Here is a 5,951-nt window from a genome sequence, read left to right as displayed (position 1 = left end):
GCGACAAGTCCAGATCCGCCAAACACATCGATAAATATGCTCTCCCCATCGATCTCCCCATCTGCTCTCATAGTATTTAGCACTTGCTTGATATGCTTTAGCATATTTTTCTTATTTCCCATAAAGGATAGCGGCGGCTTTGTGTAAATCATCTTTGCCCTTGTGTTTTTGCGTGATTATTCACTAAACACAAGCACACAAAAAGGGGTAAAGCTGGGGTTAAGATTCTAGGGGGTAGAATTGCGACCAAAGAGTATTGATAGAATCTTATCTAAGCAAGTCTTAGCTCATAACTAAGGCGACTTGCGGGCTATGCCTTAAGCGTTCAATACTCTTTTATTTTTTTAGCAGTTTATTAAACTTCTCATCATCTAAAATTCCTCTCTCAAAATACATTGTTTTAAATCCCAGCTCGTTCCGTCCCTTTTGTATCTGCTCTACCACGACATAAAATTCTCCATCTAGCTGTCTTGCGCTTATGCTTGCTGTCTCTTGGCGTTTGCCTATACTTATGCCTTTATGTGTTGCGTTGTCGGCATAGTCTTGATATTTTGCTATTTCATCAAGCGTTACAGGCTTTTGACCACTAAATTTCACTAAATTAGATTGCTCTCCGTGTCTATTAAGTGTATGTGCGACATTGTTTGGGTCTATGCTTCTGCGGACATCTTGGGGATATTTGAAGCCCAATTCTTTTGCGACTTTTTCATCAAGCTTATTGATTGCAAAGCGTTTATTTCTCGCTAGTGCGTAGGCTAGTGTTTCTGCGTTTAGATTCTCCTTGCCGATTAGATTCATCTTGCTACCATACTTCGCGCTAGAATCTATCGCCTTAAACACATTATAAAGTCTTTTATCTTGCTTCTTTGCTTCCATTCTGCGCATTATAGCGTATTTGCCGCTAGATACTGCCTTGCTCCCAGCTGTGCTGCCGAGTAGTCCTAGGGCAAACTTCTCGGGGCTAAATCTCCACTGCCCATTTTCATCTTGCTCCACTCCTGCCACGCTCCCGCCTAGTAGTCCCGCTCCTAAGTGTGGATTGCTGTGAAAGATATTGGGACTAGAGTCATTAAAATACTTCCGCCCACTCTCACTCTCTACGCCCCTGTTTTCTATGTGTTTTATTTGGTTGGAGTCAAAGACTACAAATTCACTATTTGCATATACCATAGAATCATAGCCCTTTTCTTTGAGTCTCTCTAGGGTCTCTCTAGCTTCTTGTGCGCTTTCATATTGTCTTGTAGGGCTTATATCAATTCCCCGTGCCGTGATGCCTTTTGTGCGCATACGATCTAAAAACGCAATAGTTTGATCGCTTAAATCTAACTGCCTATAATCAAAAATATTTAACTCTTTGCCGCCTTTTTCAATCTCAAAATAATCTACCGCCCCAGCCCATACATAATCCGCCTGCGTGTCTCTTTGTATCATTTTTTCTAAAGTATTAAACGCCTCTTTGGCTTCATAAAGTTCTGTGATTCTCTTTTTTGAAATTCCTGTGATATAAGCATATTCATCTATGTTTTGGGCGGTAATGCCTTGATTTGAAAATATAAAGGGCTTTTTCATTTGTAAAAATGCTTTGATGATAGGGGCTTTGCCTGTGGTGTTTTCTTTCACAGCTCTATCTGCTATATCATCTCCAAACCAAAATCCATAGCCAGAGTGGATTTTGTCTTTATTAAATACTTCAAAGACCTTGTCGCTACTTGTGCCGTGATAAAACACCTTCGGCAGTCCGTTTTCATCTTTTGTCAAGGGGCTTGAGTCTTTATGCCACTCTAGCAAGTCTTTTGCCTTTTTCTCATCGTAGGCAAACTTTTTCATCGCGGATTTTAGCAAGGCGTTAGAATCCACTTTTGGCGTGTCTTGCAAATCTTGTGCTATACTCTCCCTTGCAAGTCCATTCGGCTCTTGGTCTTTACTTGCTTGGCTGGTAAAAGTATGGATAAGGTCAGCGTTTTTTATCTTTGATTCTATATATCCCTTGCGTGCTTTGGGCAAAAATGTAAAGAGTCTTTTATCCTGGAAATCCGCTATCAAAAAGCTATAAAAATTCTCCCCATCGTTAAATACCTTGATCTTTGTTTTTCGCTCGCCTTTTGTCAGCTCTATGTCTGGGTGCTTCAGGGTCGGCTCTACGATGTGCAAGTAGGCTAGTCTGCTTTGGGCATCGCCTTTTTTCTGTAAATGCGCGATGAAGTTTTCTTTATTTTCCACGCTTTCAAGGCTTTTTAGAAAGCTTTGTATATCAAGCTCCTGCGGTAGTCTCGCACCTTGCTTTGATTCTAGTAGCTTCGTGGCTTCTTGGGGGGTGAGTGCCTTTGGGGTAGAATCCGCTTTTGGTGTTGCTTGCGGTGTGGGCGTGCTAGAATCTAGGCTAGTCTCTATCTTTTTTCTGTTAGTATGTCCATAATTTTGGTAGTTATTGACTACTTTTCTCCACTCCCTAGCAAAATCATAAAATCCATCAAGATCTAGCCCATATTTTTGAGCCACTGCAAAATGTCTTTCCGCCTTTTCTCTAAAGCGTTGCATTTGTTTAGGGGTAAGTGGGTCTTTTGTCTGCAAAAACGCTTCTTTATCTTTCAGCAATAAAGCACTATCAAATACTACCAAAGGTGGCACATCGCTATCATATCCCCATTTTTCAGTTAATTGTGAGTCGATTTTTTGCGCTAGTGGATTTGCTTTTATAAAATCAAGTATATCTCTAAGGTATTCGTTGTCTTTGCTCCACGACTCTAGCACTAGCATATTAAAATCTGTTTTCCCTTTTTGCGTGGGCTCTTTTTGTGGCGGGGTGGTAGCACTAGAATCCGCTTCATCAAAAAGCCCTTTTTGTGTGGTGGGTGTTTGTGTGGTAGGTGGCATAATCTCGCTAGAGTTTAAAGAGAGATCCACCCCTTTAGTAGAATCGCTAGCGGGTGCTGTCTTAGCGGTTTTCTCTACATTATCACCAATAGCTTGTTCAAAAGGGTTGGTTTTATGCAAAGCTTTACTATGTGCTTTGGCTTGTTGTTTAATATTATCTTGCTCTGCTTTGGAAATCTCTGGTAGTTGTAAATCTAGTAAATCTTGTATTGCTTCTTTTCTCGCGTGATAGTTTTCTATGGTGGTTTGGTATTGGTTGTAGTTTGGGTTATAGGATATTTTTAGCTTTTTTAGGGATTTTTGTAGCTTATAATCTTGGCTAGTTAGTCTTATCGCTACTCGTGGCTCTCCTGTGCTTGTGGCGGTGGTAAAAACTAGCGCGTTATCACTTGCGTTTAGGGTGTTAAAAATGTAGTCTTTTTTGCGTGCGGCTTTAATAAGATCGTCCATATTTTTAAGTGCTTGTGAATATTTTTGTGTAGTGTTGGTATGCGCTTGGGCTTGGCTGTATGTGTGCGTGCCTAGAAAGCCTCCTGTGATTCTTTGATTAGCCAGAGCTTGTATGTAGTTTGTAAATTGTAATTCTAGCTCTTTTAAATAGCCTTTTATAAGTGGGTGTTCTGTGGCTATGATTTGGCTAGCATAGGATTCTAAAAGCTTCATAGATTCTTTATAGTGATATAGTGGCTCAAATGATTGGATATTTTTAAGTGTTTTAATTATGTCTGGGTTATTTGTTTCAAAGTCTTTTATAAAGTTTTGTGGCGTGGGTTGTGGTATAATCTCATCGCTAGCAGGTGAAATAGCTTCGGTAGGCTTTTGCTCTGTCTTTAGAGGTGGAGTAGTGGTAGCAGGTTCGACTCCTGCCCTTGCTAGTTTTTTGTATTTTGGATTGCTAAGTTCTGCGCTATTGACTTTCTTTGCTGTGATAAGAAAATTCCCTTTATTATCGCTATCAAGTATGATGAGATTTATTTTTTCCCCATTATTTTTATCTGCAAAAGGTATGATAAAGCCACTTTTATCATCTGCGTAGGCTTCTTTTGCTTGGGCTATGACTTCTGGGATTTGCTTTTGCTCCTCTAGTGTTAGTGCTTGCCCATACTCGCTTTTTCTAGCTTCGCTGATGTGTCCTACCCTAGCTCGTGTGATAAAAACGCCTGCGCTGTGATTGTTGTTTATAAGCTCTTGTAAGTTGTTATTTAGTGTTGCGATTTTTAGAATCTCTGGGGCGTTTTGGTAGTCTTTTTGCGCGATTTTTTCTAAAAACTCGCCATATTCTTGCGGTGTGGCTAGGGGTAGGGCTTCTAGTTGTTCTTTAGTGAGTTTGCTTGTGGTTTTTGTGCTTAATTCTTTTATCTCGCTAGAATCCACTTTTGGCGTGTCTGCTGGCGTGGGTGTGCTTGGCGGTGTCGGTGGTGTAGGGTCTGTGTCAAAGTGCTTGTGGATCTGCTCTTGCAAGTCTTTGACAAAGCTTGCGTGGTGTTTGGTAGGCGTGGGGAGATCGCGCAGATACTCTAGGGCGTGCCTTGTGCCATCACTCTCAAGCCCTAGCAAATAATCTACATCAAAGCGCACTTCATCGCGCCATTTTATGAAGTCTTGCACCTTGCTTCGCACCTGCTCTGCTCGCTTGGGCTTTGGCACGATCGCATTTTTTAGCTCTCTTATGGCTTGCTCGATTATATCTAGCTCATCGCTTGCACGGCTGGCGTAGCGTGTGTATGTCTCATAGCTTGTGCCGCCTTGCTTTGCGTAACGCTTTGCTTTGTGTAAGTCTTTTAGTATCTCATATTTCAAGCCGTGTAGCTGTGTGAGTGGATTCTCTGCTTTGGTGGCTGGCTCTAGCCTATCGATATAGCTTTTTTCACTAAGCTTTTCTAAGGCTTGCTCGCGGTATTTTGCCGAGCCTTTTAGCCCTTGCTCGCCGCGCTCTTTGTTTTTCCACTTTAGGTTGCTGTTTTGCATAGGGGTTACTTGTATCTGCGCTGTTTCTGGGTGGTGAAAAAAGTCTTTCAAGCTTGTCTCTAGCCCGTGCTTTTCTAGCTCTGGGTAGAATTGCTCTAGCTTTGGGGTTGCGATTTGGCGTGCTTTTTTATGCAGCTCATCGTATTTTTCTTTCGCGGCGGCGTTTTTCTCTAGGTTTTTGGTCTTTGCTATGTTTTGGGCTTCTATGATGATGGGGCGCACTTCATCATAGATGGGTTGTAGCTTTGCTTGTAGCTCTTGTGCTTTTGCCCTTGTCTCTGCGAGCTTTGCGGCTTTCCACGCCTTTTGGTCTGCTTTGCTCCACTTGGGCTTTTCTTGCGCGGTGTGTGGTATAATGTCGCTTAGATTTGCTTCGCTATTCAACGCTTTAGCGGTTAAATCGGGCTTAGCGATTATTGGAAGCTCGGGCAAGTCGCTGTATAAAACTTCTCCGCCCTCTTTAATTTTATTTTGCAAATTATTTAGATTCTTTGGCGCGTTGCTAGAGATTACCCACTCGCCATTATCATTTTTACTTACACTTGCAAAAAACTTGCCTAGCTTTTCATCTCTATAGTCTTTAGCAAAAATTATCGCCCCATCGACTTGTCTCACCACTGCGTTTGGTGTCTCTAAAGTCTCTTTGATATAGGGTAAAAACTCCGCTCTATCGCGCTGGATTAGCTTCACTAAACTATTTGCGCTTAAAGTTATCTGCTCGCCTTGCAAGATCGGCTCTAGGGCTTGTGCTACTTGCTCGCTAAATTGTGGCGTGTAGGATTCTTGCAAGTCTTTAAGCCCAAAGGTCTCTAGCCATTTTTGCGCGATGTCGGCTGGGATTTGGTGTGTGTGTCCTTGCGTGTCGGTGTAGGGTGTCTTTTGGTTTGGGGTGCTAGGCTCTAGCTTTATAATCTCATCGCCTTTTTGGATTTGGGTGTAGCCTTTTTGTTTAAGCAGGTCTTGCACGCGTGGCAGCTCGCGCAAATCCATATCAAAAAAGTAGGCTAGCTCTCTTTGCAGCTTCTCTAGGCAATACATCTTACCCCTTAGTTTAAAAATCCTACTATGGTAGAATCTTGGGCGTTTTTATAAAAGGGGTAAGAATGGAT

At 42.0% G+C, this 5,951-nt stretch carries 1 protein-coding gene; it reads right to left on the bottom strand.

Going from position 1 to position 5,951, the window contains the following annotated elements:
• Window positions 1–336 precede the first annotated feature (336 nt).
• Window positions 337–5,880 (bottom strand): PBECR3 domain-containing polyvalent protein, encoded by a 5,544-nt coding sequence (locus NYG90_RS10430; RefSeq protein WP_285265036.1) that lies wholly within the window; start codon window positions 5,878–5,880, stop codon window positions 337–339.
• Window positions 5,881–5,951 lie beyond the last annotated feature (71 nt).

This window comes from Helicobacter zhangjianzhongii (genome assembly GCF_030249855.1).
Classification (GTDB): domain Bacteria; phylum Campylobacterota; class Campylobacteria; order Campylobacterales; family Helicobacteraceae; genus Helicobacter_B; species Helicobacter_B zhangjianzhongii.
This window is presented reverse-complemented; position numbering and strand designations above follow the sequence as displayed.